This is a genomic window from Amycolatopsis dendrobii, assembly GCF_014145675.1.
In the GTDB taxonomy this organism is placed as follows: domain Bacteria; phylum Actinomycetota; class Actinomycetes; order Mycobacteriales; family Pseudonocardiaceae; genus Amycolatopsis; species Amycolatopsis dendrobii.
Window position 1 is genome coordinate 63,710 of the sequence record NZ_JACGZW010000024.1, and the last position, 24,015, is coordinate 87,724.

A 24,015-nucleotide genomic window follows, 5' to 3' on the forward strand; every position below is an offset into this window, starting at 1 on the left:
ATCCGCGGCGCGATGTTCCCGCGCCCCGTCCGGACGAGGCTGGGAAGCACACCGAGAAGGAAGGGACGCACATGTTCGTCGCGTGGCGGGATCTGCGCTTCGCCAAGGGGCGGTTCGCGTTGATGGGGACCGTCGTCGTGCTGATGACGTTGCTGGTCGGGCTGTTGTCCGGGCTTACCGCGGGGCTGGCCGCGCAGAGCACGTCCGCGATCACCGGATTGAAGGCCGACCACCTGGTCTTCGCCGAACCCGGCAGCGGATCGCTCTCGTTCGGACAGTCCACAGTGACCCGTGAGCAGGCCGGGCAGTACGCCCGGGTTCCGGGCGTGACCAGCGCGGAACCGATCGCGATCAGCACGGCCAGCGCCGCGGCCGGCGAGCGCACCGCGACGCTGGCGTCGTTCGGGGTCCGAAATCAGCGTCCGGGCACGGTCGTGTTGTCCACGGACGCGGCCGACGCGCTGCAGGCCCGCGAAGGCGATCAGCTCGCCTTGCAAGGCCAGAAAGTCACCGTGTCCGCGATCTCCGGAGACGCGTCGTACAGCCATCTCCCGGTGGTGTGGACGCACCTCGACGGTCCAAACGCGACAGTGCTCGCGGTGACCACCGAATCATCCGCCGATATCGCCGCCGCGGACGCCCGCCTCGGCACCCGGACCGTCACGAAGGACGACGCGTTGTCCGCGATCGGTTCCTACTCGGCGGAAAACGGTTCGCTCCAGCTCATGCGCGCGTTCCTGTTCGTGATCTCCGCGCTGGTGATCGGCGCGTTCTTCACCGTGTGGACGATCCAGCGCAGCCGCGACATCGCGGTGCTGAAAGCGCTCGGCGCGACCACCAAGTACCTGCTGCGCGACGCGCTCGGCCAGGTCGTCGTGCTGCTGGTCGGCGGGACCGCGCTCGGGACCGGGCTCGCCGCCGCGCTCGGAGCGGTCGCGTCGGGAACGGTGCCGTTCGTGCTCAGCGCGGGCACCTTGCTCGGCCCGGCCGCGGTGCTGGTGCTCCTCGGGGTGCTCGGCGCCGCGCTCGCGGTCCGCCGCATCACTTCCGTCGACCCGCTGACCGCCCTCACCTCCGGAGCGCACTGATGAGCCTGCACCTGTCCGGCATCACCCTCACCTACCCCGACGGCGATTCCCGCCTCACCGCCCTCGACCAGGTCGACCTCCACGTGCCCGCCGGGAGCGTCGCCGCGGTGGTCGGGCCGTCCGGGTCCGGCAAATCGAGCCTGCTGGCCGTCGCCGCGACGCTCATCCGGCCCGATCGCGGACGCGTAGTCGTCGGCGGCGCCGACACCACCGGCCTTGACCGGGCCGCGCTGGCGGAACTGCGCCGCACCACGATCGGGATCGTGTTCCAGCAACCGAATCTGCTCGCGTCGCTCACCGCGGCGGAACAGCTGGAAGTCATGGCGCACCTGAGCGGGACGCCGCGCCGCGAGGCGGCGAAACGAGCGAGGGAGCTGCTCGACGCGGTCGGACTGGCCGATCGCGCGACGCACCGGCCGGGGCGGCTTTCCGGCGGCCAGCAACAGCGGGTCAACATCGCGCGCGCCTTGATGAACGAGCCCGCCGTGCTGCTGGTCGACGAGCCGACGAGCGCCCTTGACCAGGACCGCGGCGCGGCGGTGGTCGATCTGCTCACTACGATCACGCACCAGCAGGCGACGGCAACCGTACTGGTCACCCACGACCGCTCCCACCTCGAAGGGGTCGACTCGGTGCACGAGGTCGTCGACGGACGGATCCACCAGCCGGCCCGGGCCGGAGCCGAGGAGAACCGATGACGAAGAAGATCTACTGGGCCGCCGCGATCTACACGATCCTCGGCCTGCTCGGCGGGTTGTACTACCGCGAGCTGACCAAGGCGAAGGACTTCACCGGCGACACCCAGCTGTCCATCGTGCACACCCACCTGCTCGCGCTCGGGACGCTGGTGTTCCTGATCGTCCTGGTGCTGGACAAGGTGTTCGCGCTGTCGGCGACCAGGTCGTTCGCGCCGTTCTTCTGGATCTACCACGCCGGGATGCTCGTCACGGTCGGCGGGATGGTCGTGCACGGCACGCTCACCGTGCTGGGCAAGGAATCCGGCGCGGCGATCGCCGGGATCGCCGGGCTGGGGCACATCCTGCTGACGGTCGCGTTCGTGCTGCTGTTCGTCGGCCTCCACGGCCGCATCTGGAAGCCCGCCGAGAAAAAGGCGTGACGTGCAGGACTCCTTGAGGGAACCAGATTCCCTCAAGGAGTCCTTCACGTCGCTTACCGGCGGCGGAAGGTCAGAGCCGCGAGGCCGGCAGCTGCCAGGGCGAGCACTGCCGAGCCGGCGAACGCGACCGAGTAGCCGCTCGTCAACGCCGCCGGGTCGCCGAGCGCGCTCGCGCCCGAAGCGGCCGCCAGTGCGGTCATCACGGCCAGCCCCAGCGCCGAACCCACCTGGTAACCGGTGTTCACGATCCCCGACGCGAGACCGCCTTCTTCCGGCCGGGCCGCGGAAATCGCCGTGCTGAGCGACGGGATGAAGGCCAGCGACATCCCCAGCGCCGCGACGAGCGACGCGGGCAGGACGTCGACCCAGAAGCTTCCGTCAGCACGCACCAGCGCGAGCCAGCCCAGCCCGATCGCCAGCAGCAGCAACCCGGCGACGATCGGCAGTTTCGCCCCGAACCGGCCGATCACCCGCGGGGCCAAGGCGATCATCCCCAGCATGATCAGCGCGGTCATCGGCAGCAGCGCCGCACCGGCCGGGAAGGCGCGGAAGCCGAGCACCTGCTGCAGGTAGAGGTTCAGGAAGAACCACATCGGAATCCACGCCGCGCCCAGGAACACCTGCGCCAGGTTCGCCGCGCCGAGCCGCGGGGCGCGGAAGATCGACAGCCGCATCAGCGGAATGCGGGCTTTCGCCTGCCGGGCAACGAAAACCGTGAGCAGCACGAGGCCGGCGCCACCAGCGATCGAGGTGGCTGCCCAGCCCGCTTCCGGAGCGCGGACGATGCCGTACACCAGGGTCCCCAAGCCGAGCGTGACGGTCAGCGCGCCGAAAACGTCGACCGTGCCGCGGGTTCCGGTCGCTCCCCCGGGCAGAACGGCGCGAGCGGCGAACAGCGCGAGCACCGCGATGGGCACGTTGAGGTAGAACACCCACGGCCACGACAGGTACTCGGTGATCACTCCGCCGAGGAACACTCCCGCGGTACCGCCGGCCGGAGCCGCCGCGCCGTACAGGGCAAGGGCTTTCGTGAGCTCCTTCGGGTTGCTGCCGAAGAGCATCATCAGCAGTGTCAGCGCGGACGGGGCGATGAGCGCGGCTCCCGCGCCCTGCACGATCCGGCCGGCGAGTTCGACCGGCACGTTCCCGGCGGCTCCGGCGAGCACCGAACCGGCCAGGAGGATTGCCCAGCCGGCGGCGAAAAGCCTTCTGGCGCCGAACAAATCCGACAGTCGTCCGCCGAGCAGCAACAGGCCGCCGAAGGCGATCACGTAAGCGTTGAAGACCCAGGACAGCGTGCTGGGCGTGAAGCCGAGAGCGTCGCGCATGCGCGGCAGGGCGACGCCCATGATCGAGGTATCCATGATCACCATGAACTGGGCCAGGGCGATCAGTCCGAGCGCCCGCCAGCGGAGGGTGTTCGGCCGGGTTTCTTGGGCAGTGGTCATCGTCTTTCGCTTTCTCTTCAAGGGGATCGGCAGCACGGCATAAAGCTGCTCAGGCGGCGTCGAGGACGAAGGCGGCGGTGCGCACGACGCCCGCGGCCTGGAAGTCGAGGTACAGCAGGTACCGGCCGGTCGTCGGGGCCTCGGCGTGGAAGCGGATCTCCGGTCCGGGCTTCCCGTCGTCGAGCGCGTGGATATGCAGGTAGGCGAGGTCGCCTTGGCGCAGTGCGACCAGGTGCCCGAACGAACCCAGGTACGGCTCCAGGTCGGTGACCGGCTGTCCGTCGCGGGTTACACGGGCGGTCAGCAGCGTTCCGGCACCGGCCGCGAGCGTGCCTTCGAGGGTCACTTGGTAGCCGTCGACGACGCTCGCAGCGATCGGTTCCGCGACCTGCGGCTGGTAGTCGCCAGCGACCTCGACCGTGCGCGACAGCGTGACGCTCTCGCCGCCCGCCGGGGTCAAGTCGGCGAAGACGCGGTAGGTGCCTGCCGCGGCCCAAGTCCACGGGATCGTCCAGACGCCGGTTTCCGGGTCGAGCACCGGGTGGCGGTGCCGGAAGTGCGCCCCGTCGGCGCGAACCACGATCAGGTGCAACTGCTTGCCGTGCGCCTCCTCGTATTTGGCTACCGGTTGCCCGCCGGCAGTGGCGACGGTGAACGAAAGCTCGCCGTCCTCGCCCGCCGTCGCCGGGGCGTGCACCACGCCGAGCTGGACCTCGCCGGTCGAAAGTGCGGTGCCGTTGACGTTCATCGGACTCTCCTTCGCTCGTTCTCGACGGCACGAACTCTATACCCCATGGGGGTATCTAGGAGTGTGTCCTGGGTCTCCTTCCGGGCGACCCCGGCCCTTGTCTCGGCCTGAGACCGGCGTTACGCTTCGTCGACGGCGGTGCGCCCGCACCGCCCGTTCCGTTCGCTCTCGAGGAGGTGCGCGATGCTGCTGACTTCCGGACAGCTCGCCGACCTCCGTCAGCGCACGCGCCAGTCCGCCTGGAACAAGGGGCGCGTCGCGCACGGCTGGCCAACGCGGCACTGAGCGGTTCCCCGCTCGGTCGCGCTTCGCGCACGGGCTCGAGTCCCGTCGCCGCTACTCCCCCACGGTCCCCTGACCCGCGCCGGCCCGGCGCGTCGGCGGCCGTGGCCCCAGCCGAGAAAAGACGAGAGGAACTCCGATGGTCGACCCCGAGGTGACCGTCAACGGGAAACGCACCGCGATCGGCGCCGTTCCCGTGCACACCACGGCACTGGACTGGCTTCGCGGACAGGGCCTGACCAGCTGCAAGGAGGGCTGCGCCGAAGGCGAATGCGGCGCGTGCGCGATCCTGGTCGCGCGGCCCGGCGTCGAATCCCCGACGGACCTGGTCGCGATCAACGCGTGCCTCGCCCCGGTCGGCTCGCTGGACGGGCAGGAGGTGTGGACGGCCGAGGGTCTCGGGTCCACAGCGGACTTGCACCCGGTGCAGCACGAAATGGCCGTGCGCGGCGGATCCCAGTGCGGCTACTGCACTCCAGGATTCGTCTGCAGCATGGCCGCCGAGTACTACCGCAGCGACCGCGACGCGACCGGCGACGACCACGCGCCGAACGGCTTCGACATCCACGCGCTGAGCGGAAACCTCTGCCGCTGCACCGGATACCGGCCGATCCGCGACGCCGCGCACGCGCTCGGCGCTCCCCCAGCCGAGGATCCGCTGGCACAGCGGCGAACCTGCCGCGCACCGGAACCCGTTGCGACGCGACTGCATGACGACGGGCGGGACTATCTCCGGCCGTCCGGCTGGGCCGAAGCGCTGCGATTGCGCCACGACCGTCCTAACGCGACTTTCGTGGCCGGGTCGACGGACTGGGGCGTCGAGGTGAACATCCGCGGCGTCCGGGCGGACTGCGTCGTCGCCATCGACCGCGTGCCGGAACTGCAGGTGCTGGACATCGGCGCGGACACGATCGAAATCGGGGCCGGGCTGAGCCTCACCGAAATGGACCGCCGCCTCGACGGCCGGGTGCCGCTGCTGAGCCAGCTGATCCCGCAGTTCGCGTCGCGGCTGATCCGGAACGCCGCGACGCTCGGCGGGAACCTCGGCACCGGTTCGCCGATCGGCGACTCCGCACCGGTGCTGCTCGCACTCGGCGCAAGTGTCGTTTTGTCCTCTGTAGACGGAGAGCGCGAGGTGCCGCTCGACGAGTACTTCACCGGATACCGGCAAAGCGTCCGCCGCGACGACGAACTGATCCGGTCGGTGCGCATTCCTCTGCCGCTGGCCGGAACCACCGCGTTCCACAAGGTCGCCAAACGACGGTTCGACGATATCTCCAGCGTCGCGGTCGCGTTCGCGCTCGACATCGAAGACGGTCTCGTGCGCACCGCGCGGATCGGCCTCGGCGGCGTCGCCGCGACACCGATTCGCGCCAAAGACACCGAAGCGGCGCTCGTCGGGCAGTCCTGGAACGAGGAAACCGTCCGCGCCGCGGCGGAAATCCTGCGCGGCGAGGGCACGCCGATGGACGATTACCGCGCGAGCGCCGCTTACCGCGCCGCGACCTTGGGCCGCAGCCTGCTGAAACTGCACGCCGACTCTCTTGAGGGAGCACGAGCATGAGCGCACTTTCGGAACGCCCGGAAAGCCCGTCCATCGGGATCGCCCGCCCGCACGAGGCCGCGGCCGCGCACGTCCGGGGCACCGCGCTGTACACCGACGACCTCGTCGCCCGCACGAAAGACGTCCTGCACGCATACCCTGTACAGGTAACCGAGGCGCACGCGAAGGTGCTCGCGATCCGCACCGAGGCAGCGGAAGCCGTACCCGGCGTGGTCCGGGTCCTCACCGCGGCCGACGTGCCCGGCGTCAACGATTCCGGCGTGCACCACGACGAACCGCTGTTCCCGTCCGAGGTCATGTTCTTCGGCCACGCGGTCGCCTGGGTGCTCGGCGAGACGCTGGAAGCGGCCCGGCTGGGCGCGGCGGCCGTCGAGGTGGACACCGAAGCGCTGCCGTCGCTGGTGACCGTCGGCGAAGCGATCGCCGCGGGCAGTTTCCAGGGCGAGCCGCGAGTGGTGGCGCGCGGCGACGTCGATCCGGCGATGGCCAGCTCAGCGCACGTTTTCCGCGGTGAGTTCGACTTCGCCGGCCAGGAGCACTTCTACCTGGAAACCCAGTGCGCGCTGGCGCACGTCGACGAGTCCGACCAGGTCTTCGTGCAGAGCAGCACGCAGCATCCGTCGGAAACGCAGGACATCGTGGCGCACGTGCTGGGCAAGCACAGCCACGAGGTCACCGTGCAGAGCCTGCGGATGGGCGGCGGGTTCGGCGGCAAGGAATGGCAGCCCCACGGGTACGCCGCCGTCGCCGCGCTCGGCGCCACGCTCACCGGACGTCCGGTGCGGCTGCGGCTCACCCGCACCCAGGACATGACGATGACCGGCAAACGGCACGGTTTCCACGCCGAATGGAGCGTCGGTTTCGACGCCGACGGCAAACTGCGGGCGCTGGACGTCGTGCTGACCGCGGACGGCGGCTGGAGCCTCGACCTGTCCGAGCCGGTGCTCGCCCGCGCGTTGTGCCACGTCGACAACGCGTACTGGATCCCGCACGTCCGCGCGCTGGGGCGGATCGCGAAGACGAACAAGACGTCGCAAACCGCGTTCCGCGGATTCGGCGGGCCGCAGGGCATGCTGGTGATCGAGGACATCCTCGGCCGCTGCGCACCGCTGCTCGGCATCGACCCGACCGAGCTGCGGAGGCGCAACTTCTACTCCGAGGGCCAGGAAACGCCGTACGGCATGCCGGTGCGGCACCCGGAACGCATCCACCGGATCTGGCAGCAGCTCCTGGACTCGGGCGACGCCGAGCAGCGGCAGGCCGAGATCGCGGCGTACAACGCGAAGCACGCGCATTCCAAGCGCGGGCTCGCGATCACGCCGGTGAAGTTCGGGATTTCGTTCAACCTCACCGCGTTCAACCAGGCCGGCGCGCTGGTGCACGTCTACAAGGACGGCTCGGTGCTGATCAACCACGGCGGCACCGAAATGGGCCAGGGCCTGCACACGAAGATGCTGCAGGTGGCCGCGACCGCGCTGGGCGTGCCGCCGGAGAAGGTCCGGCTGGCCCCGACCCGGACGGACAAGGTGCCGAACACGTCGGCCACCGCGGCGAGTTCGGGCGCGGACCTCAACGGCGGCGCGGTCAAGAACGCCTGCGAGCAGATCCGCGACCGGCTGCTCGCCGTCGCGGCGGGCAAGCTCGGCGTGCCCGAGAGCGACGTCCGGATCGTCCGGGGGGTCGCGCGCACCCCGTCCGGCGAGGAGATCGGCTGGGACGAACTGGTGCACGCGGCCTACTTCGACCGGGTGCACCTGTCGGCCGCCGGGTACTACCGGACCGAGGGCCTGAGCTGGGATTCCGCGACGATGAGCGGCACCCCGTTCAAGTATTTCGCCTACGGCGCGGCGCTGGCCGAGGTCGAGATCGACGACTTCACCGGCGCGTACCGGACGCGGCGGGTCGACATCGTGCACGACGTCGGAGACAGCCTGTCCCCGCTGATCGACATCGGCCAGATCGAGGGCGGGTTCGTGCAGGGCATGGGCTGGCTGACGCTGGAAGACCTGCGCTGGGACGAGTCCGGCCGGCCCTCGCGCGGACGGCTCGCGACCCAGGCGGCGAGCACGTACAAGCTGCCGAGCCTGTCGGAGATGCCGGAGGTCTTCAACGTCACGCTGCTGACCGATGCCGCCGAAGAAGGCGCGGTCTACGGCTCGAAGGCGGTCGGCGAACCGCCGTTGATGCTGGCTTTCGCGGTGCGCGAAGCGTTGCGGCAGGCGGTCGCCGCGTTCGGCGAGCCCGGGCACAGCGTCGACCTCGCTTCGCCGGCGACGCCGGAGGCCGTGTTCTGGGCGATCGACCGAGCGGTCACCGCAGCTCCGGCGGTCGAGGCGCAGGTACCTGATCTGGTGGGCCAGCCGTGAACTGGCTCAGCGCGGTCCAGCACCTGCGGGACGCGGGGCTGCCGGGCGTGCTCGTCACGGTGACGTCCTCGCGCGGGCACACCCCGCGCGAGGGCGGCGCGAAAATGGTGGTCGGCTCGGCGGAATGCCACGGCACGATCGGCGGCGGCAACGCCGAGGCAGTCGCGATCGAGCGGGCCCGGGAGTTGTTGCGGGACAACGCGACCGCGCCGGTGCTGCAAACGCTTTCGTTGTCCGACAAGGCTCCTTACCAGCACGGCGTGCAATGCTGCGGAGGGACGATGACGCTGTTGTTCGAGCCGCTTCCGGTGCGTCCGGCGGTGGCGGTCTTCGGGGTCGGGCACGTCGGCCTCGAGCTGGCGCGGGTGCTCGCCCGGCACGAGGTTTCGCTGCACCTGATCGACAGCAGGCCGGCGCAGCTGACCGCGGAACGGCTGGCCGTGCTCGACGACGCCGTGGCCAGCGTGCACGTCCACCAGGTTCCGTTGCTGCCGGAGACGGTGCTGTCGGAGCTGCCCGCGGGCACGCACGTGCTGATCATGACGCACGACCACGCCGAGGACATCGCGCTGTGCGACGCGGCGCTGCGCAGCGGCGCCTGCGGGTCGATCGGGCTGATCGGGTCCGCCGGGAAGTGGTCGCGGTTCCGGAAACGGCTGACCGGCCTCGGGCACGACGAGGCGGCACTGTCCCGGATCACGACCCCGATCGGGCTGCCGGACCTCGCCGGGAAGGAACCGGCGGTGATCGCGGTGAGCGTCGCGGCCGCGTTGCTGCAGAAATTCCAGGCGCGCGTCCAGCCGGGAGCCCTTCAGGCGTAAATCGCTTGCCTGCCCCCGGGAGCGCGGCTGGGATACTGGGAGACACCGTCAGCTCCTGGGGGCCTCCTGCCATGGAAATCCGGCACAACAACGACTACGAGCTCTTCTTCAGCACCGTCCAAGCCGCGTTCGGCCGGTATTGGCCCGATTCGGCGGGCAGCGGAATCCTGGGCGCTTTCGAGAGCGAACGGAGCTTGATCGCCCACGCGCCGGACGGGAAACCGGTCGGCACCGCCGGCGCGTACTCCTTCGACCTCACGCTGCCGGGCGACGTGCTCGCCTCCGCCGCCGGGGTCACGGCCGTCGGTGTGCTGCCGACGCACCGGCGCCAGGGCGTGCTCCGCGCGATGATGCAGGAACACCTCGCCGACGTCCGTGCCCGGGGCGAGTTCCTGTCCGTCCTGCTCTGCTCCGAAGCGGTGATCTACCGGCGATTCGGCTACGGACCGGCGACCTGCACCGAGCGGATGACCGTCGAACGGCACCGCTCCGCGTTCGGCGCCCCACGCGGAGGTGCGGCGGTCGCGACCGGCTCCGTCGAGTTGCTCCGGCGCGTCGACTGCGGCGAGCTGCTGGAAGAGATCTACGACCGCTACCGCCGCACCCAGCCCGGCGCGCTCTCCCGGCCGCACCGCTGGTGGGCACTGGGCGCGGGACACCCGCCGACCGGGCCGGAGCCGCGCTACCTCGTCGTGCACCGGGACGCGGACGGCACCGCGGACGGGTACGCGAGTTACCTGGTCAACGACACCGCTCTGACGGTCGACGAGGTCATCGCCGTCGACGACGCGGCTTTCACCTCGCTCACCCAGTACCTGCTGGGGCACGACCTGGTGACGAAGATCGACTTCAGGCACCTCCCGCCGGGGAACCCGCTGCGCTGGCAGCTGGCGGACCTGCGCGCGGGCGAGCCCACCACCACGGACTGGCTCTGGGTGCGGCTGCTGGACATCCCGCGCGCCCTGACCAGCCGGGGCTGGTTCACGGACGGCTCGCTGGTCCTCGACGTGACGGACCCCTTCCTGGCAGAACACGGCCGGTACCTGCTGACGGTGCGGGACGGGAAGGCGGAGTGCGTGCGGACGGACCGCGCGCCGGACCTGTCGCTGGACGTGAGCGATCTGGGGTCGGTCTACCTCGGCGGCACGTTGCCGAGCGTGCTGGTCCGGGCCGGGCATGTTCAGGCGCACAACGGAGAAGCCGCCGGGCTCGCGGACGCGTTGTTCCGGTCGGATCGCGCGCCGCACTGCGTGCACTGGTTCTAAGCCAGCACCTCAGCCGCCAGCCGGCGCGCGTACGCGGCGTCGAGGCCGTCCGGGCGGAACAGGATCCGGTACATGATCGGGGCCACCACCCGGTCCATCACCGTGTCCGCCGCCGGCGCGGCCTCGCCCCGGGCGACCGCCCTGGCCAGCACGACTTCCACCTGGTCGACGGCGTACGCCGAGCACTGGCCGGCGTTGCTGCCGTCCGGGTCGCCGAGCAGCGCGTCGCGGATGTAGGCGCGGCCCGCGGGCGAGGACATTTCGTCCAGGAACAGTTCGGTCCACGCCGCCAGGTCCGCGGCCAGCGAACCGTGGTCCTCCGGCGGCGCTTCCGGACGCAGCCGCTCGACCGCGACGTCCGACAGGAGTTCCTGCAGATCGCCCCAGCGCCGGTAGATCGTCGACGGCGTGACGCCCGCGCGGGCGGCCACCTGCGGCACGGTCAGCGCGTCCCGGCCCGATTCGGCGATCAGGTCGCGGACGGCGGCGTGCACCGATTCCTGGACTCGCGCACTGCGCCCGCCCGGGCGCACCATCCGCTTCTGGCTCACCGTGCCACTTTAAGCCGCGCCTGTTCCAGGGCGTGTCCGGTCCGCAGCAGCACGGACTCGCCGTGCGGCCGGGCGAGGAGTTGCAGGCCGATCGGCATTCCGTCGAGGTCTTCGCCGACCGGGAGGGTTAGCGCTGGTACGCCGGTGATGTTCGCGGGGGCCGACAGTCGTACGTACGCGTCCGAGACTGCTTCGACGCTTCCGTCCGGCCACTTGACCGTCTCCTGTCCGGCCGGAACGGCGGTCATCGGGACGGTCGGTGCGGCGAGGACGTCGATCTTGTCGAACAGCCGCGTCCATTCCTGGCGCATGAGGGTGCGGGCGCGTTGGGCGCGCAGGTAGTCCCCCGCGCTCATCAGCTCGCCGGCCTCCAGCAGAACCCGGACGTCGGCGGCGTACTGGTCGGGCACGGTCCGCAGGCTTCGCTCGTGATACGCCGTCGCCTCGGGAACCATCAGGCCCCAGTGCGTTGCCTGGAGGTAGCGGGTCATCGGGATTTCGACGTCGACCAGCTCCGCACCTAGTTCCGCGAGCTGATCGATAGCTGCGCGGACAGCGGCTTCCACCGTCGGGTCGAGGCGGTCGAAGTAGTAGTTGCCCGGCACTCCGACGCGGAGACCGGCCACGTCTTCGCCGACGGGGAACAACTGTCCGATGAGGACAGACAGGACGAGCGCGGCGTCCGCGACGGTGCGGGTGATCGGGCCGACGTGGTCCAGCGACCAGGACAACGACGTCACGCCGTTCAGCGGGATGAGGCCGTAGGTCGGCTTGAGGCCGACGACTCCGTTCAGCGCGGCGGGGACCCGGATCGAGCCGCCGGTGTCGGTGCCGAGGGCGAATGTCGCGGCGCCTGCGGCGACGGCCACTGCCGAGCCGCCGCTCGATCCCCCGGCGACGCGGGACGGGTTGCGGGCGTTGTGCGTCTGCGGAGTCGTGAGGCCGTAAGCGAATTCGTGCGTGTGGGTTTTGCCGAGGAGGACCGCGCCGGCGGCCTTGAGCTGCGCGGCGACGGCGCTGTCCCGCTCGGCGCGATGTCCGGCGCGGACCTGGGAACTGGCAGTGGTCGCGGTTCCTGCGACGTCGATCAGGTCCTTCAACCCCATGGGGATGCCGTGCAGTGGGCCGCGGATCCGGCCGAGCGCTGCGGCTTCCGCGCGGGCGCGGTCGGCGTCCACCGTGACGTACGCGTGCAGCCGGGGTTCTGCCTCGTCGATGCGCGCCAGGACATCCTCGACCAGCTCTGTCGGCGACACGCGCCGGTCCCGGATCGCGGCGGAGGCTTCGGCGAGCGTGAGGTCAGCCAGCGACACGGACGTCCTCCTCCGCGCGGTAGAGGGAAGCCGGTGGGGTGTCGCCGAAATCCAGGTCGCGCAGGACGGCCACCACGGAGTGGATGTGGTTGGCGACGGCGGCCACGTCGGGGTGTCTGGCGGTATCCAGCGGCAATCCGGCTCGGGCGGCCAGGCTCGCCGCTTGCTCGGGGGTCAGGTCGGACACGAGAACTCCTAAAAGCTAAGCATTTGCTTTAAGCGACGGTAGCGGCTACGGTCGCTTAACGCAAACATGTTGCGTTAAGGAGGCGTTGGCTCATGCCCTGGACCGTCGGCGAGATCGCTGTCCACCGGATCGACGAAATCGAATTCCCCGCCGCGACCGGACCGTGGCTGCTCCCCGGCGCGACCGCCGAGGTCGTCTCGGGCGAGGACTGGCTGCGGCCGGACTTCGCCGACGGCGGCGCGATCCGCTTGCACAGCCACAGTTTCGCGTTCGAAAAGGACGGGATGAAGATCCTCGTCGACACCGGGATCGGCAACGGGAAGACCCGCGCCAACCCGGCGTGGCACGACCTCAGCACCGGCTACCTGGACGCACTGAGCGCCGCCGGGTTCGCGCCGGACGACGTGGACCTGGTGCTGCTCACTCACCTGCACGCCGACCACGTCGGCTGGAACACGCGCGAGCAGAACGGCGAATGGGTGCCGACGTTCCCCTCCGCCCGGTACGTCACCGCCCGCGCCGAGCGCGAGTTCTGGGCGGGCTGCGCCATGGACGCACCGCGGCGGCAGATGTTCGAGGACTCGGTGCTGCCGGTGGAACGCGCGGGCCTGCTGGACCTGGTCGACGTCCCCGCGGACGGAGCGGAAATCGTGTCCGGCGTGCGATTGCTGCCGACGCCCGGCCACACCCCGGGGCACGTCTCGGTCGAACTGGCCGGCTCCGGCGAAACCGCGCTGATCACCGGCGACGCGGTGCACCATCCGGTGCAGTTCGCGCACCCGGAGATCGGCGCGTCGGTGGACATCGACCCGGCGGAAGCCGAGAAGACCCGCCGTCGCCTCCTCGCCGAACTGGCCGGTTCAGGTGCGCTCGTGCTGGGCACGCACTTCACCCCGCCCACCGGCGGCCGCCTGGTCTCCCACGGTTCCGGCTACCGGCTCGCGGAAAAGCCGTGAAGGACTCCTTGCGGGAATCTGATTCCCCCAAGGAGTCCTTCACAGACCTCAGGACAGGTGGGCGGGCAGGGCGGCGACGGCCTCGCTGATGGCGGCGTCGAAGGCGTCGGCGAGCGAGTCCGGCGAGATTTCCGTGCTGTACACGACGATCGACCGGCCCGCGTCGATCTCCAGCACGTCCACGGTGCCGAGGTGGTCGGTGACGGGGAGAGCGCCGCCGGTCACCCGGTATTGCAGCCGCCGGCGGGCCGGGTCATGGGTGACGACGGCTTCTTCCAGGACCGACCCGTCCCCCAGTACCACGGTGCGGTGCCGGGTATCGCCGGTGGAGGACTTCATCGACGGGAACCAGCAGGCGACCGATGCGGGGTCGCCGATCACCTGCCACACCGCGTCGGCGGGAGCGTCGATCAGGACGTGGGAGCGGAGGGCGGCCATCAGCTGTCCGAGAAAAGCTTGCCCGCCCGCGCCCAGTTCGCGGTGTCGACGTCGGTGAACACGATGCCGACCGATTCCGGGGCACACTTGCCAATCCGGCAGATCTCGCGGGTCAGCACCTCGGCCAGCTCGCGTTTCTGCTCCGTGGTGCGACCGGGAAACCAGTCGATCTGGACGTGCGGCATGAGAACTCCTTGTCAGCTCAGGGATTCAGCGGCCCGCTGAGTGCGGGCGCGGTATTCGCGGCGGATGGCGAGCGCTTCGTCCAAATCGACCGCTACGAAACGGGTTTTGGTGTTCGGCGCGGACTGCGCCACCAGGTCCAGGTCTCCGCTGAGGACAGTGCCGACCATCATATAGCCGCCGCCGGACACCGCGTCCCGGTGCAGGATGATCGGTTCGACGCCACCGGGAACCTGGATCGATCCGATCGGATAAGGCGCGTCCACGATGTTTGACGGATCCTGTCCGGCTCCGAACGGCGGAGTGCGCGGCTTGGTCTCCAATTGTGCGCCCTGGTACCGGAAACCGACGCGGTCGGCGACCGGGGTGAGCGTCCAGTCGGTGTCCAGGAACGTCGCGCGGCCCGCGTCGGTGAGCACGTGGTCGTAAAGACCCATCACCACCCGGACTTCGATCTCCTTCGACAACGCCGGACGCAAGGATTCCGGCAAAGAACGCCCCGGCACACCAGCGCCGGAGCCGACCGGGACGACATCCCCGGCGACGAGCGGCGCGCCGCTGATCCCGCCGAGTTTCCCCAGCCCGTAGGTGGATCGGCTGCCCAGCACCAAGGGGACGTCGACGCCGCCGCTCACCGCGAGGTACGCGCGAGCGCCGCGCTTGCAGAACCCGAAGGCGAGGACATCGCCCGCTTGCACTGCGAACGCCTCCCACAGCGGCCGTTCCTCGCCGTTGAGTTTCGGCGGAAGTTCGGCGCCGGTGATCGCGATGACGGTGTCCTCGGTGAAACGCAGCTCCGGTCCCAGATAGACACACTCGAGCGCGGCCGCCCCGGGATCGTTGCCCACCAAGCGGTTCGCGACCGAGTACGAGTACTGGTCGAGCGCGCCCGAAGGCGGGATGCCGACGTCGTAATAGCCGTTGCGGCCGGCGTCCTGGATCGTCGTGGCCAGTCCGGGCTGGCGGACCTCAATCGGCACGGTGCACCTCCATCAGTCCCGCGGTGAAGCCGTCCGGGTCGTCGAGGTACTCGCGCAGCCCGAAGTCGACCGGACGCGAACGGATCCGGAACGTCCCGGCCTCGACCTCCTTGACGTAGTCGTCGTAGGCGTCCCGGTCGATCGGCTTGAACCGCACGATGTCGCCGGGCCGGAAGAACACCATGAAATCCTCGAAGTCCGGCAGTTCCTGCGCCGGATCGTAAATCGGGGCCGGAGTGATGCCGAACATCTGGTACCCGCCCGCACCGCGCACCGAGTAAATGCAGCTGAAGCAGCCGCCATAACCGACTGTCTGCTTAGGAGTGTCGGTGCGCGGACGCAGGTATTTCGGCACGACGATCTGCCGTTCCCGGGGCACCATCTGGTACATGAACGGCAGGCCCGCGACGAACCCCACCATCGAGACGAACCACGGCGCGCCGCTGTGTGCCGCGATGAATTCCCCGGCCCCGGCGTATCCGTTGATCCGCGCGGCGTACTCGATGTCGGTGGCGTCCGGGTCCTGATGCCGGTCGCGGAAGCGCATCAGCGTTTCGGTGGTCCACGGGTCCTGATACAGCACCGGAATCTCGACCACTCGCGTCGAGAGGCTGAAGTCCGCGGCGTCGCCGACCTTCTCCTCGATGTCGCGCAGATGCGCCATCAAGGTGCGCGGTTCGATCGCGTCCGGGTCGTACCGGACCTGATACGACGCGTTCGCCGGGCAGATCTCCACGACGCCGTCCGGCCGGTTCTCGCGCAGCGACGTGGTGATCGCCATCGCGCGGAAGTTGGCTTGCAGGCTCATTTCCTCGGCCAGCTCGACGAAAATGTGCTCGTCGCCGCCCCAGCTGTACCGGGCGGGAGTCGCGCCGTTCATGCGCCCGCCTCCGCCCGCTGGGTGAGCCACTCTTCGAGCGTCCCGGTGGTGAACGCGCCGTCGGCGAACCATTGCTGCCCGAGCAGTTCGATGAGCAGCGTCGTGGTGGTGGGAACGCCTTCGACGACCAATTCGGACAGTGCCCGCTTCGCCCGGCGCAACGCGGTCGTCCGGTCGTCGCCCCACACGATCACCTTGGCCACCAAGGAATCGTAGAACGGCGGGACCTGGCTGCCCGGCGCGAGCCAGGTGTCCGTGCGGACCCACGGACCGCCCGGCAACCGGACGTCGCCGATCTTTCCGGGACCGGGAAGGAAATTCCGTTCCGGATCCTCGGCGCAGACGCGGAACTCGACGGCGTGCCCCCGTTTCGTCACGTCCGATTGCCGGAACCGCAACGGTTCCCCGGCCGCGATCCGCAGTTGCTCGGCGACCAGGTCGATCCCGGTGATCAGCTCGGTGACCGGGTGCTCGACCTGGATCCGGGTGTTCATCTCGATGAAGAAGAACTCGCCGGTGTCGTCGTCCACCAGGAACTCGCAGGTGCCCGCGCTGCGGTAGCCGACCTCCTTGCACAGCCGCACCGCCGCCGACGTCATCCCGGTCCGGATCCGCTCGTCGATGCCCGGCGACGGAGCCTCCTCGACCACCTTCTGCCGCCGCCGCTGCAGCGAACACTCGCGTTCGAAGACGTGCACCGTCTCGGAACCGTCGCCGAGCACCTGCACCTCGACGTGCCGCGCGGCCCGCACGAACCGCTCCAGGTACATCTGCCCGTCGCCGAACGCGCTCGCGGCCTCGCCCGAAGCCTGCGGGAACGCGACCTTCAATTCGGCCTCGTTCGCGACCACCCGGATCCCGCGGCCGCCGCCGCCCGCCGCGGCCTTGAGCATGATCGGATACCCGATCTCGCTCGCCGCCGCGACCGCTTCGGCCACATCGGACACTCCGCCGGGCGTCCCGGGCACCGTCGGCACCCCGGCCGCCTGCGCGACCTGCCGCGCGCGAACCTTGTCCCCCATCTGCTCGATGACCGAAGCCTCCGGACCGACGAACGTCAGCCCCGCGTCCGCCACCGCCGCGGCGAACGACGCGCGCTCGGACAGGAATCCGTAGCCAGGGTGCACCGCGTCCGCGCCGGTTTCCTTCGCCGCGGCGAGGATCGCGTCCGCCACCAGATAGCTCTTCGTCGCCGGAGCCGGGCCGATCGGGACGACCTGATCGGCGAGCAGCGCGTGCGCGGCGTTGCGGTCCGCCTCGCTGACGACCGCGACCGTCTCGATCCCGAGGTCGTTCGCCGCGCGGATGATCCGGACCGCGATCTCGCCGCGATTGGCGATCAGCAACCGTTTCATGCGTCCACCTCGAGCACTACCAGCGGCTGGCCCGCGTCGACGACCGCCTCGGCGTCGGCAGCGAACTCCACGACCGTCCCGGCCGCGCCCGCGGGCACCGGGTAGAAGGACTTCATCACCTCGACCAGCCCGACCGTGTCGTCCGCACCGACCTTCTGGCCGGGCTTGACGAAATCCGGGCTGTCCGGATCGGGCTTGCGGTAAAAGACCCCGGGAATGGGCGAAACCACTTCGAGACGGGACATCAGCGTCACCTCGCGCTCGGTTCGGTAGGGACAATCAGGGGAACTCAGGTCAGGTACGGCGTCAAGGCGTCGTGCACGCTCTTGGCCAGATCCACCGCGCCAGGAGTGTCGGAATGCACGCAGATGCAGTCCGCGCGCATCGGGATGTCCTGACCGTCCACAGAGGTCGCGAGCCCCTCGGTGACCGCGCGCACGGACCGTTCGGCGGCGATCGCCGGGTCGTAGGCGACGTGCTCGCGGGTGATGATGAGCGAACCGTCGGCGCGGTAGTCGAGATCGGTGTAGTACTCGGCGATGAAACCCTGGCTGCGCTTGCCCCACACCTTTTCGTGCACGGTATTGGCCATGCCCATCAGCGGCACGTCGAAAACGTCAGCCGCCTCGGCGATCGCCCGCGCGACCGTCTCGTCCCGCGAGGCGAGGCCGTACAGCGCACCGTGCGGTTTGATGTGGTTGAGCGGCATTCCGTGCTCGGCCAGGAATCCGGTCAGCGCGCCGACCTGGTACACCACCGCGGCGGTGAGTTCCTCGGGCTCCATCTTCAGCTCGCGCCTGCCGAACCCGTCGCGGTCCGGGAACGACGGGTGGGCGCCCACCTTCACCGAATGCTCGTGTGCCAGTGCGACCGTCCGCCGCATGACGACCGGGTCGGCGGCGTGGAAGCCGCAGGCGACGTTCGCGACCGTGATGTAGGGCATGATGCCCTCGTCGTCGCCGCAGCGGTAGATGCTGTAGGCCTCGCCCATGTCGCAGTTGATGGCAACCATGAGTGCTGTTCCTTGTCTGTTCCGGCAATTCTTCTCAGGAATGCGCGATCTTCGGGGTGTCCCCGTCGGGGTCGATGTAGACGTCGTCGCCCTCGAGCCGCACCGGGTACCGGGCGAGCTGCGCGTGGCCCGGATTGATGCCCTGGCAGGTGGTGAGGTCGAACGTCCACAGGTGGCTTTTGCACATCAGGGTCTTCTTGTCCAGTTCGCCCTCGACCAGTTCGACCTGCTGGTGCGGGCAGATCGCCTGGGTCGCGACGACCTCGCCGCCGTCGAGGTGGGCGATCAGCACTTCCTTGTCCCCCACCTCGAACGACTCCATGTCGCCTTCCCAGACGTCGTCGAGGCTGCACACCCGCACGAAACCCATGCGGAAGCTCCTTTCTCAGCTGAACCGGTCGAAATGGAGCCGGTCGGCGGCGAGCCCGCCGTCCAGCACCAGCGCGCGGGCGAGCGCGTCGGTCATCGCGGGCGGCCCGGCGGCGTAGTAAGTGAAGTCGGTCAGCGCTCCGCCCAGTTTCGCGACCACGGCCTCGTGGACGAATCCTTGGTGCGATCCGGAATCCGCCGAACCGGGTTCGGAAACCGCGGTGTGCACGTGGAGTGCGCGCAGCCGGCGCCCGGCCATCGCCATCGCTTCCGGAATGTGCAAATCGCGCGGAGCACGGCCGCCGCAGAACAAATGGACCGTGCGCTCGGCGGCGTCGGCCTGGGCAGCCGCGCCGAGCACGACGCTCACCATCGCGCCGAGTCCGGAACCGCCTGCGACGCAAACGATGTCGCGGTCGTCGCCGGCACGGTAGTACGCCTGGCCGTACGGGCCGTCCAGCTCGATCGTCTCGCCGAGGCCGAGCCCGTCGAACAGGATCGACGTCGCTTTCCCGCCCGGCGACCGTTTGACGACGAATTTCCATTCCCGCTGGCAGTTTCCGAGATTGCTCATCGAGTACGCGCGTTCGATGCCGCTGGGGAAGCCGAGCATCGCGTACTGCCCGGCACTGAACGCGGCGTGCTTCTCCGCGACGAACACGAACTCGGCCATGTCGTGCGTGAGCCGGTGCACCTCGCGCAGCTGGGCGCGCTGCCGGATCGGACGGTGCGGCGCGGGTTCCGGCACCGAGCTCAGGTCGACGACGCAGTCGCCGGCCGGTTCGCTCTGGCAGGCCAGCCTGCGGCCTTTGCGCCGGTCGCGGGCGCTGAGCCCGGGCGCGTCCGCCCAGCGCGTGCGGACGTCGCCTTCGAGCAGCTCGTACCGGCAGCTTCCGCAGGCTCCGCTGTTGCACTCGTAGCTGAGGCCGACCCCCGCGCGGAGGGCGGCACGCAGCAGCGTGTCGCCCTCCGCGCAAGGAAAGCGAACGCCGGTCCCCCGCAGGAGGACTTGGTGTTCGGTCGTCATGGCCGGTTCAGCCTCCGATGCCGAGCTGCCGCTGGAACGCCCGGACCGCGCCGATCGCGTTCTCCGCCGCTTCGGCGTTTTCCGCCACCTCCGCGCCGTACGCCTCGATCGCGGCGACCGCGAGCGGCTGCCACTTCGCGACCCACTCGCGCAGCTGCGGCACGTTCGAGTCCACTTCGGACATCTGCTTGACCAGCGCCTCGGTCCAGCGCCGCGAGCGCTCGCTGTCCCGCAACGCGGATTCGGCCAGCAACGCGTGCAGTACGTCGCCGTGCCGCCGGGCGCTGACGCCGAGCTGACGCAGCACGATCTCGTCGAGCGCCGGCTTGGCCACCACGTTCAGCGCGACGAACGCCTCGGCCCAGTCGAATGTGGTCAGCTGGCGTTCCATCAGCTCGCGGAACCCTTGCCACGCGGGAAGTTCTTCCCACAGCTCGCGTTCGCGCTCGCCGAACCCGGCCGTCGGATGCGCCTGGCGCAGCTCCGCGGTGCGGTAGGCCACATTGGACAGCCAGCGCAGCGAGTCGGCGGCCTGGAACGCCGCGCAGTTGGCGATTGTGCTGGCCGGAGCCATGTGCACGAGGTAGGCGCTGGCCATCTGCACGGTGTGCAGCAGGTACCGGCTCGGCGTGTACAGCTGGGCCAGCACCGCGACCCACTCCGGCGAGAGACCGCGGTCGTGGCCCTCGGCGTCGTGCTGGTCGAGCAGGCCGTCCACATAGGACTCTTGGCCGTCCTGGAGGATGTTGTACGTGCGGTACACCAGCTCGTCCGGATCGCGGAAAGCGTTCCAGTCCGGGTGCGTGATCGGGCTCTGGTTGCGGTAGCGGCGGTAGTGCTCCGCCATGAACCCGGTGTGCCCGACGTCCCACGGCTGCTCGGGGTCGCGGGTGTGCCACAGCAGGTTGGTGGAGACGATCTCGTACTCGCTCGGCTTGCGCCGGCGGGCGGCGAGGTGCCCCCAGGTCTTGAGCGGCTTGAGCGGGGTGCTCACGAGCTGGCCTCCTTGCGGGCGGAAGTGCCCAGGTAGAAGCGGAAGACGTCGCCGCCGGTCTCGATCCGGCCCACGAACGAGGGCATGATCAGCTCCAGCTCGGACATCTTGAACGGGCGGCCGAGTTCCTCGGCGATGGTCTCGCGGCGCAGGACGCATTCGCCGCCCTCGACCTCGACCCGCACGTAGGAGCCGCGGTCGCGGATGTCGACCCGGCAGCCGGGGTTGTCGGTCACCGCGGCGTCGGCGACGGCACGCGCCACCTCGCCGACCTGGAGGACCGGGCCGACCGGGTCGGCGATGGGTTCAGCGGTGCTCATCCGGTCCTCCTCGCTCGAAATAGACTTCGACGCATTCGGTCGGCCCGAGGCCGGCCGCCGCGACGGTGCTGGCCCGGTCGAACGGCTGCGCGTCGCCCTGGCGGCGCACCCGCAGCGTCCGGCCGGGCTGGTCGGGCACGTGGACGCCGACCGAGTTCTCGGCCGCCGCGGCGGCGAGTTCGTCCATCGTGTGCTCGCTGTCCGCGGGGAGCAGTTTGAGCACGAAGTCGCCGTCGAAGTGCACGGCGAGCGGAATGGTGGCCATCAGCGTTCCTTTCAGCCGGCCTTGACGAGCTGCTTGCGGTAGGTGTCGACCCAGGAGAAGCCGTGCGCGTCGTCGCCGCCCGGGCCGACCGAGCCGAGGCCCATGTACTCCAGGACGCCGCCGAGGTCCGCGGGCTGGATCTCGCCGCCGAGGAACCGGTCGACCAGGTTCTTGTGGTGCCGGTAGCGTTCCGGGTCGTCCTCGAAGATCCACTTGTCCACTTCGGACGCGAAGTGGTAGCGCCGTCCTTCGTGGACCAGCGAAATGTCGCGCAGCGTCCGGGAAGGCGTGCCGACGATCGGCAACTGGGAGACGTTGCAGATGATCGGCAGCGTGCCCGGCACCGTCTTTTCCGGACGGTCGTTGGCGAAGTTGTCGATCAGGACGTCCCACACCTTGCCGAACGTGTCGTTCCAGCCCGGGTACTTCTCCTCCAGCCAGTCGCGCTCCTCCGGGCTGACGCCCGCCGCCGGGTCCCACCACAGCGTCGGCCGCCACGAGTAGGTGCCGAGGTGCTGGCCGTGGTGGTGCTCGGAGATGTCGCGCAGGAAAATGTCCCAGTACCACGGTTTGGAGAGGCCGAGGTCCTCCAGCGAGCGCATGAACTGGGTGACGATCCATTCCTCCATGAATTCCTTGAAGGACGCCTCGCGCACGTCCAGCGGGACGTAGTAGTCCATCGGAATTCCGGACAGGATGGTGAACAGCCGGTACGAACGCCAGAACGCGATGTCGATCTTCTTCTGCGCCTCGTCCTTCTGGCCGTTCTCGATCAGCATCTGCAGCAGCGGCGTGCCGAGCTGCGCGTGCCGGGCCTCGTCGGACTGGATGCTCTGGATCAGCTTGGAGAACGTGAAGTCCCCGGCTTTCGCCGCGTCGCCGGAGAGCCCGATGAACTGCAGGTTGGTGAACCCGGTCTCGAACGAGAAGTTCGCGAAAATCGAGGTCGACACGGCGTCGCGGGTCATCATCACGTCGTCGAAGAAGTGCCGCGCGCCGAGGGTGACCCAGTTGTCGGTGAACATCGCCGCGTGCGACCACTCGAACTGGCGGTCCTTGTTCACGTACTCGTGCGGGAAGTACAGCTGGATCTGCCCGTGCCGGATCTCGTCCAGCATCCCGAAGGTCGCCATGTTGCGCATGCCCGGCGCCTTCGACCAGCGCACGAACCGCGACTCCTGGAACGACGCCCCGTACTCCACGAGCGCCACCGCCGCGTAATGCTCCTTGAGGATGGAAATCCAGCCCGGGTCGGCTTTGTTGTACAAATCCGCGCGTTCCAACGCAGCCTTCACCGAATACGCCCCGGCGTCCTTCTGCCGCTGAATGTCCACGTATTCGCGATAGCTCACCTTGTACGGCTCGTCATAGGTCGCCCACACCTCGTCGGGCAACCCCTCGCCACCGGACAGCTCCGGCGGGAACAACTCCGCTTCGGTGACGTAACGCGGAGTCCATTGAGTGTCGCGGGCGATGTCGTACCACTGTGCTCGGTCCAGCAGAGCCATTGCGGGTGCTCCTTGTGGTTTTTAGCTGCCGTGCTCGGAACCCAGCGGCCCTTCGCCGCCGGGGTAGACGAAGGACATGGCCGGGGAGTAGAACCCGAACGTCACCTGCAAGGGGTGCGCAGGCCGCAACCGGTAGGCGGGATGCTCTTTGTCGAGGAACTCGAAGGATTCGACCGCGAATTCCTCGGCGATGTCAGCGACGTAGGCATACCTCCCGCTGACGAATTCGCCGCCGCGGCTCGTGATGTACCGCAACTGCCCGGTAACCCGCTGCGGCGTGCCGATCGTGAGACGCGCGGTAGTACGGATAACAGGCCGCCCCTCGACGACCGTCGTGGCGACCAGCCGATCCCCGTCGAGATCGAGCGTCGTCTCCCCCGGCGCCCCCGCCGGAACGCCGTGCTCCCGGGCGTAACGGATCATCGGCTCGGAACTGTTGTGGTAATCGGTCCACCACCGCCCCGGAACCCCGGCCTCAGTGTCCAAGCCGGACAGATTCACGCCGAGATAAGTCAGCGAATAAGCGCCGAACGCGTCGTCCCCTTCGCTGGCCGACGTCTGAGCGTCCCCCTCGACCACGTACTGGTTGATGTAGCACGACCGATCAGCGGCCGGCGTGAGCCCCGCCGGAACGAGCTCCGCGACGCCGTCGGGATCCTCAGGTACCCAAACGAGGTAGAGAGTCCGCGACCCGGTCACCAGCTGCGGCGGATGCAGCGACGTGCCCATAGGGGTTGCCTCCAGGTTCACCGTTGAACTTGCCCGCCCCGTCCCTCGAGCGGTGTCCCAAAGACTGCGCGACCGTCCCGCGACCGGGTAGTGCGCAAGTTGGACAACAGTCGGGCCCGGAATGCCAAACCGGAGCACAAACCCACATCAGCGCAGGTCAGCACCCCATCCAACGATCACCGCAACAACCTTCTGAATCCGTCAAGCCCTCCCAACGCCGTGGGGGCAACCTGAGGAACTCAGAGTCCC

General features: G+C 69.4%; 27 protein-coding genes. 8 read left to right on the forward strand and 19 right to left on the reverse strand.

Going from position 1 to position 24,015, the window contains the following annotated elements; translation table 11 throughout:
• Nucleotides 1–71: 71 nt before the first annotated feature.
• Genes H4281_RS43005 through H4281_RS43015 form a run of 3 tightly spaced genes read left to right on the forward strand, consistent with a single transcriptional unit; the run spans nt 72 to nt 2,205 of the window.
• On the forward strand, nt 72–1,088 hold the full coding sequence (locus tag H4281_RS43005) for an ABC transporter permease (RefSeq protein WP_182896604.1): 1,017 nt from the start codon (nt 72–74) through the stop codon (nt 1,086–1,088).
• Nucleotides 1,088–1,786 (forward strand): ABC transporter ATP-binding protein, encoded by a 699-nt coding sequence (locus tag H4281_RS43010; protein ID WP_182896605.1) that lies wholly within the window; start codon nt 1,088–1,090, stop codon nt 1,784–1,786. The genes H4281_RS43005 and H4281_RS43010 overlap by 1 nt, the downstream gene beginning before the upstream one ends.
• Nucleotides 1,783–2,205 carry a DUF2871 domain-containing protein gene (locus H4281_RS43015; protein ID WP_182896606.1) on the forward strand — a complete coding sequence of 141 codons (423 nt, stop codon included), beginning with the start codon at nt 1,783–1,785 and terminating at the stop codon, nt 2,203–2,205. The genes H4281_RS43010 and H4281_RS43015 overlap by 4 nt, the downstream gene beginning before the upstream one ends.
• A gap of 53 nt (nt 2,206–2,258) precedes the next feature.
• Here the strand turns inward: H4281_RS43015 and H4281_RS43020 are convergent, their stop codons facing one another.
• Nucleotides 2,259–3,653: an MFS transporter gene (locus H4281_RS43020; RefSeq protein WP_182896607.1), complete on the reverse strand. Its 1,395-nt coding sequence runs from the start codon at nt 3,651–3,653 to the stop codon at nt 2,259–2,261.
• 49 nt (nt 3,654–3,702) lie between these two features.
• Entirely contained in the window at nt 3,703–4,401 is a 699-nt protein-coding gene (locus H4281_RS43025; protein ID WP_182896608.1) for a DUF8832 domain-containing protein, read from the reverse strand.
• Nucleotides 4,402–4,822: 421 nt separating this feature from the next.
• On the opposite strand from H4281_RS43025, the gene H4281_RS43030 reads away from it, so the two are divergent.
• From H4281_RS43030 to H4281_RS43045, 4 genes are all read left to right on the forward strand, one after another.
• Nucleotides 4,823–6,247, forward strand: a complete 1,425-nt coding sequence (locus tag H4281_RS43030) for a xanthine dehydrogenase small subunit (protein ID WP_182896609.1) — start codon at nt 4,823–4,825, stop codon at nt 6,245–6,247.
• Nucleotides 6,244–8,613, forward strand: a complete 2,370-nt coding sequence (xdhB, locus tag H4281_RS43035) for a xanthine dehydrogenase molybdopterin binding subunit (RefSeq protein WP_182896610.1) — start codon at nt 6,244–6,246, stop codon at nt 8,611–8,613. The genes H4281_RS43030 and xdhB overlap by 4 nt, the downstream gene beginning before the upstream one ends.
• Entirely contained in the window at nt 8,610–9,434 is an 825-nt protein-coding gene (gene xdhC, locus H4281_RS43040) for a xanthine dehydrogenase accessory protein XdhC (RefSeq protein ID WP_182896611.1), read from the forward strand. Before xdhB ends, xdhC begins: the two co-directional genes overlap by 4 nt.
• Nucleotides 9,435–9,505: 71 nt before the next feature.
• Nucleotides 9,506–10,699: a GNAT family N-acetyltransferase gene (locus tag H4281_RS43045; RefSeq protein WP_182896612.1), complete on the forward strand. Its 1,194-nt coding sequence runs from the start codon at nt 9,506–9,508 to the stop codon at nt 10,697–10,699.
• Here the strand turns inward: H4281_RS43045 and H4281_RS43050 are convergent.
• The 3 genes from H4281_RS43050 to H4281_RS43060 are packed head-to-tail and all read right to left on the reverse strand — an operon-like array spanning nt 10,696 to nt 12,750.
• The gene (locus H4281_RS43050) at nt 10,696–11,250 is read right to left on the reverse strand and encodes a TetR/AcrR family transcriptional regulator (protein ID WP_182896613.1); all 555 of its coding nucleotides are present in this window, start codon (nt 11,248–11,250) and stop codon (nt 10,696–10,698) included. The genes H4281_RS43045 and H4281_RS43050 overlap by 4 nt on opposite strands.
• Nucleotides 11,247–12,563, reverse strand: coding sequence for an amidase (locus H4281_RS43055; RefSeq protein ID WP_182896614.1), 1,317 nt, complete (start codon nt 12,561–12,563; stop codon nt 11,247–11,249). The genes H4281_RS43050 and H4281_RS43055 overlap by 4 nt, the downstream gene beginning before the upstream one ends.
• On the reverse strand, nt 12,550–12,750 hold the full coding sequence (locus H4281_RS43060; protein ID WP_182896615.1) for a hypothetical protein: 201 nt from the start codon (nt 12,748–12,750) through the stop codon (nt 12,550–12,552). The genes H4281_RS43055 and H4281_RS43060 overlap by 14 nt, the downstream gene beginning before the upstream one ends.
• Before the next feature lie 92 nt (nt 12,751–12,842).
• On the opposite strand from H4281_RS43060, the gene H4281_RS43065 reads away from it, so the two are divergent.
• Nucleotides 12,843–13,706 (forward strand): MBL fold metallo-hydrolase, encoded by an 864-nt coding sequence (locus tag H4281_RS43065; protein ID WP_182896616.1) that lies wholly within the window; start codon nt 12,843–12,845, stop codon nt 13,704–13,706.
• A 48-nt stretch (nt 13,707–13,754) separates the two neighbouring features.
• Here H4281_RS43065 and H4281_RS43070 read toward each other — a convergent pair whose 3' ends face one another.
• The 14 genes from H4281_RS43070 to H4281_RS43135 are packed head-to-tail and all read right to left on the reverse strand — an operon-like array spanning nt 13,755 to nt 23,766.
• Nucleotides 13,755–14,144, reverse strand: coding sequence for an SRPBCC family protein (locus H4281_RS43070; protein ID WP_220508702.1), 390 nt, complete (start codon nt 14,142–14,144; stop codon nt 13,755–13,757).
• Entirely contained in the window at nt 14,144–14,329 is a 186-nt protein-coding gene (locus H4281_RS43075) for a tautomerase family protein (protein ID WP_116202787.1), read from the reverse strand. Before H4281_RS43075 ends, H4281_RS43070 begins: the two co-directional genes overlap by 1 nt.
• Nucleotides 14,330–14,341: 12 nt before the next feature.
• Nucleotides 14,342–15,307, reverse strand: coding sequence for a 5-oxoprolinase subunit C family protein (locus H4281_RS43080; RefSeq protein ID WP_182896617.1), 966 nt, complete (start codon nt 15,305–15,307; stop codon nt 14,342–14,344).
• Nucleotides 15,297–16,187, reverse strand: coding sequence for a 5-oxoprolinase subunit B family protein (locus tag H4281_RS43085; RefSeq protein WP_182896618.1), 891 nt, complete (start codon nt 16,185–16,187; stop codon nt 15,297–15,299). Before H4281_RS43085 ends, H4281_RS43080 begins: the two co-directional genes overlap by 11 nt.
• A complete protein-coding gene (locus H4281_RS43090) occupies nt 16,184–17,542 on the reverse strand; it encodes an acetyl-CoA carboxylase biotin carboxylase subunit (protein ID WP_182896619.1) in 1,359 nt (452 codons plus the stop codon). Before H4281_RS43090 ends, H4281_RS43085 begins: the two co-directional genes overlap by 4 nt.
• Nucleotides 17,539–17,787 (reverse strand): acetyl-CoA carboxylase, encoded by a 249-nt coding sequence (locus H4281_RS43095; RefSeq protein WP_037717008.1) that lies wholly within the window; start codon nt 17,785–17,787, stop codon nt 17,539–17,541. Before H4281_RS43095 ends, H4281_RS43090 begins: the two co-directional genes overlap by 4 nt.
• Nucleotides 17,788–17,831: 44 nt before the next feature.
• The gene (pxpA, locus tag H4281_RS43100; RefSeq protein ID WP_182896620.1) at nt 17,832–18,554 is read right to left on the reverse strand and encodes a 5-oxoprolinase subunit PxpA; all 723 of its coding nucleotides are present in this window, start codon (nt 18,552–18,554) and stop codon (nt 17,832–17,834) included.
• Between the two features lie 34 nt (nt 18,555–18,588).
• Nucleotides 18,589–18,924, reverse strand: coding sequence for a monooxygenase system ferredoxin subunit (locus H4281_RS43105; protein WP_009076113.1), 336 nt, complete (start codon nt 18,922–18,924; stop codon nt 18,589–18,591).
• A 15-nt stretch (nt 18,925–18,939) separates the two neighbouring features.
• Complete coding sequence (locus H4281_RS43110; protein WP_182896621.1) at nt 18,940–19,950, reverse strand: 2Fe-2S iron-sulfur cluster-binding protein; 1,011 nt, start codon at nt 19,948–19,950, stop codon at nt 18,940–18,942.
• Between the two features lie 7 nt (nt 19,951–19,957).
• Entirely contained in the window at nt 19,958–20,944 is a 987-nt protein-coding gene (locus tag H4281_RS43115; RefSeq protein WP_182896622.1) for a ferritin family protein, read from the reverse strand.
• The gene (locus tag H4281_RS43120; protein ID WP_043840218.1) at nt 20,941–21,264 is read right to left on the reverse strand and encodes an MmoB/DmpM family protein; all 324 of its coding nucleotides are present in this window, start codon (nt 21,262–21,264) and stop codon (nt 20,941–20,943) included. Before H4281_RS43120 ends, H4281_RS43115 begins: the two co-directional genes overlap by 4 nt.
• Nucleotides 21,251–21,529 carry a toluene-4-monooxygenase system B family protein gene (locus H4281_RS43125; protein ID WP_182896623.1) on the reverse strand — a complete coding sequence of 93 codons (279 nt, stop codon included), beginning with the start codon at nt 21,527–21,529 and terminating at the stop codon, nt 21,251–21,253. Before H4281_RS43125 ends, H4281_RS43120 begins: the two co-directional genes overlap by 14 nt.
• Nucleotides 21,530–21,540: 11 nt before the next feature.
• The gene (locus H4281_RS43130) at nt 21,541–23,037 is read right to left on the reverse strand and encodes a YHS domain-containing protein (protein WP_182896624.1); all 1,497 of its coding nucleotides are present in this window, start codon (nt 23,035–23,037) and stop codon (nt 21,541–21,543) included.
• Between the two features lie 21 nt (nt 23,038–23,058).
• Nucleotides 23,059–23,766, reverse strand: a complete 708-nt coding sequence (locus H4281_RS43135; protein WP_182896625.1) for an acetoacetate decarboxylase family protein — start codon at nt 23,764–23,766, stop codon at nt 23,059–23,061.
• Between the last annotated feature and the right edge of the window lie 249 nt (nt 23,767–24,015).

Coding starts and splice junctions, on each gene's coding strand:
- H4281_RS43005 (WP_182896604.1), top strand. CDS start 72: ATGTTCGTCGCGTGGCGGGATCTGCGCTTCGCCAAGGGGCGGTTCGCG.
- H4281_RS43010 (WP_182896605.1), top strand. CDS start 1,088: ATGAGCCTGCACCTGTCCGGCATCACCCTCACCTACCCCGACGGCGAT.
- H4281_RS43015 (WP_182896606.1), top strand. CDS start 1,783: ATGACGAAGAAGATCTACTGGGCCGCCGCGATCTACACGATCCTCGGC.
- H4281_RS43020 (WP_182896607.1), bottom strand. CDS start 3,653: ATGACCACTGCCCAAGAAACCCGGCCGAACACCCTCCGCTGGCGGGCG.
- H4281_RS43025 (WP_182896608.1), bottom strand. CDS start 4,401: ATGAACGTCAACGGCACCGCACTTTCGACCGGCGAGGTCCAGCTCGGC.
- H4281_RS43030 (WP_182896609.1), top strand. CDS start 4,823: ATGGTCGACCCCGAGGTGACCGTCAACGGGAAACGCACCGCGATCGGC.
- xdhB (WP_182896610.1), top strand. CDS start 6,244: ATGAGCGCACTTTCGGAACGCCCGGAAAGCCCGTCCATCGGGATCGCC.
- H4281_RS43045 (WP_182896612.1), top strand. CDS start 9,506: ATGGAAATCCGGCACAACAACGACTACGAGCTCTTCTTCAGCACCGTC.
- H4281_RS43065 (WP_182896616.1), top strand. CDS start 12,843: ATGCCCTGGACCGTCGGCGAGATCGCTGTCCACCGGATCGACGAAATC.
- H4281_RS43070 (WP_220508702.1), bottom strand. CDS start 14,144: ATGGCCGCCCTCCGCTCCCACGTCCTGATCGACGCTCCCGCCGACGCG.
- H4281_RS43075 (WP_116202787.1), bottom strand. CDS start 14,329: ATGCCGCACGTCCAGATCGACTGGTTTCCCGGTCGCACCACGGAGCAG.
- H4281_RS43085 (WP_182896618.1), bottom strand. CDS start 16,187: ATGAACGGCGCGACTCCCGCCCGGTACAGCTGGGGCGGCGACGAGCAC.
- H4281_RS43090 (WP_182896619.1), bottom strand. CDS start 17,542: ATGAAACGGTTGCTGATCGCCAATCGCGGCGAGATCGCGGTCCGGATC.
- H4281_RS43095 (WP_037717008.1), bottom strand. CDS start 17,787: ATGTCCCGTCTCGAAGTGGTTTCGCCCATTCCCGGGGTCTTTTACCGC.
- pxpA (WP_182896620.1), bottom strand. CDS start 18,554: ATGGTTGCCATCAACTGCGACATGGGCGAGGCCTACAGCATCTACCGC.
- H4281_RS43105 (WP_009076113.1), bottom strand. CDS start 18,924: ATGGGTTTCGTGCGGGTGTGCAGCCTCGACGACGTCTGGGAAGGCGAC.
- H4281_RS43110 (WP_182896621.1), bottom strand. CDS start 19,950: ATGACGACCGAACACCAAGTCCTCCTGCGGGGGACCGGCGTTCGCTTT.
- H4281_RS43120 (WP_043840218.1), bottom strand. CDS start 21,264: ATGAGCACCGCTGAACCCATCGCCGACCCGGTCGGCCCGGTCCTCCAG.
- H4281_RS43125 (WP_182896623.1), bottom strand. CDS start 21,529: ATGGCCACCATTCCGCTCGCCGTGCACTTCGACGGCGACTTCGTGCTC.
- H4281_RS43130 (WP_182896624.1), bottom strand. CDS start 23,037: ATGGCTCTGCTGGACCGAGCACAGTGGTACGACATCGCCCGCGACACT.
- H4281_RS43135 (WP_182896625.1), bottom strand. CDS start 23,766: ATGGGCACGTCGCTGCATCCGCCGCAGCTGGTGACCGGGTCGCGGACT.